The following is a 2,180-nucleotide window of genomic DNA, read 5'->3' as shown; positions in this document are numbered from 1 at the left end:
ATCGGCTCGCGTCGCGCCGGCACCGACGGCAGCCTGGCGACGCGCCGCACCCGGACCGGGTCCCAGCGGATGCGGACCGCGCGCCTCGGCGCGGGCCTGACCGTCGTACCTCCCGCTCCTCCGGTGGACGCCGCGAAGGCGATCATGGTCAACCCGCAGGTCCCCGAGGACAAGCGCAGCTGCTCCAAGTGCGGCAAGGCGGTGGGCCGCAGCATCGACGGGCAGCCGGGCCGGAGCGAGGGCTTCTGCCCCAACTGCGGGCAGCCGTTCTCGTTCACCCCGAAGCTGCAGCCGGGCGACCTGGTGGCCGGGCAGTACGAGGTGGCGGGTGCCCTCGCGCACGGTGGCCTCGGCTGGATCTACCTGGCGCGGGACCGCAACGTCTCCAACCGGTGGGTGGTCCTCAAGGGTCTGCTCAACTCCGGTGACCCGGACGCGCTGGCCGCGGCGATCGCCGAGCAGCAGTTCCTCGCGCAGGTCGAGCACCCGCTGATCGTGGAGATCTACAACTTCGTGACGCACGAGGGCGCCGGCTACATCGTCATGGAGTACGTCGGCGGCAAGTCGGTCAAGCAGATCCTCAAGCAGCGGATGGTGGCCAACAACGGCGAGTACGACCCGCTGCCGGTCGACCAGGCCCTGGCCTACATCCTCGAGCTGCTGCCCGCCTTCCAGTACCTGCACGACCTCGGGCTCGTCTACTGCGACTTCAAGCCCGACAACATGATCCAGGTCGGCGACGCCATGAAGCTGATCGACCTCGGTGGCGTGCGCCGGATCGACGACGAGGAGTCGGCGATCTACGGCACGGTCGGCTACCAGGCGCCCGAGGTGGCCGAGGTCGGCCCGTCGGTCGCCTCCGACATCTACACGATCGGCCGCACGATCGTGGTGCTGTGCATGGAGTTCCGCGGCTACCAGGGCAGCTACCTGCACAGCCTTCCGCCGGTGGAGTCGACCCCGCTGTTCCAGCAGTACGACTCGCTCTACCACCTGGTCGCGAAGTGCTGCGCGCCCGACCCGGCCGACCGCTTCGCGTCCGTCGACGAGCTGCGCACGCAGGTGCTCGGCGTGCTGCGCGAGGTCGTCGCCAGGAAGCGGATGGGTACGGCGCTCACGTCCGCCGCGTCGGTGCTGTTCGAGTCACCTGCCACGGCACGGCCGATCACCGAGTGGAGCCAGCTCCCGCGGTTGCGCGAGGACACCACCGACCCGCAGTACAGCTGGCTGTCCACCATCAGCGCGGAGGATCCGGAGAAGCGGCTCGTCGACCTCGAGAACGCACCCGAGGACACCGCGGAGGTGTGGCTGGCGCGGGCGAGGGCTGCACTGGACCTCGGCCGTCCCGCCGTGGCCCGGTCGCACGCCCAGCGTCTGCTCGCCGACGACCCGTGGGAGTGGCGGGCGCTGTGGATCGAGGGCCTGGCGGCCGTGCAGGCCGAGGACTTCGACACCGCGAAGGCATCGTTCAACGCCGTCTACCAACAGGTGCCCGGTGAGCTCGCGCCCAAGCTGGGACTGGCCTTCGCGTGCGAACGGGGCGGGCTGCCGGAGGTGGCGGAGAGCCTCTACCAGGTGTGCGCCGCGACCGACGCGGCCTACGTCCCGCCGGCCGCCTTCGGCATGGCCCGGGTGCGCGCCGCCCGCAACGACGCCGCCGGGGCGGTCGCGGCGCTCGACCTGGTGCCGACCACCAGCCGCGGCTACACCGAGAGCCGCCAGCAACGGGCCGAAGTGCTCCTCTCCGGCGGCACGCAGGACATCGCCGTGCTCGACCAGGCCATGCGCACCATCGAGACGTCGAGCGTCGACACCGCGACCCGCCAGCGGTTCACGGTGCGGATCCTCAACGAGGCGCTGCCGGTGGTGACCCAGCCGGGCAAGGTGCCCGCCGGCGCGAAGATCGGCTCGGTCCCCGCGACCGAGGCCGGCGTGCGGGACGGGCTCGAGAACGCGCTACGGATGCTGGCCCGCGACACCGTCGACCTCAAGGAGCGGGTGGTCCTGGTCAACCAGGCCAACTCCGTTCGGAACTGGAGCCTCACGTGAGCGAGACGCCGGGAGCCACGCCGGGAGCCACGACCGCCGCGGCCACCCATGCCACGACCTGCCCGTCCTGCGGCGTCGCAGCTCCGGCCGGGGCCCGGTTCTGCGAGGCCTGCGGCGCGCAGCTGGGGCAG

General features: G+C 71.7%; 2 protein-coding genes. Both read left to right on the top strand.

Annotated elements, in window-relative coordinates; genetic code table 11:
- Positions 1 to 2,049, top strand: a 2,049-nt coding sequence (locus E7Z54_RS20195) for a serine/threonine-protein kinase (RefSeq protein ID WP_136436519.1), incomplete at its 5' end; no start/stop codon positions are given.
- Positions 2,046 to 2,180, top strand: a 135-nt coding sequence (locus E7Z54_RS24435) for a zinc-ribbon domain-containing protein (protein WP_431188817.1), incomplete at its 3' end; no start/stop codon positions are given. The genes E7Z54_RS20195 and E7Z54_RS24435, both read left to right, overlap by 4 nt.

This window comes from Nocardioides sp., from assembly GCF_004803405.1.
In the GTDB taxonomy this organism is placed as follows: domain Bacteria; phylum Actinomycetota; class Actinomycetes; order Propionibacteriales; family Nocardioidaceae; genus Nocardioides; species Nocardioides vastitatis.
Note: the sequence above shows the minus strand (reverse complement) of the source record. Positions and strands in the feature narration are given on the sequence as shown.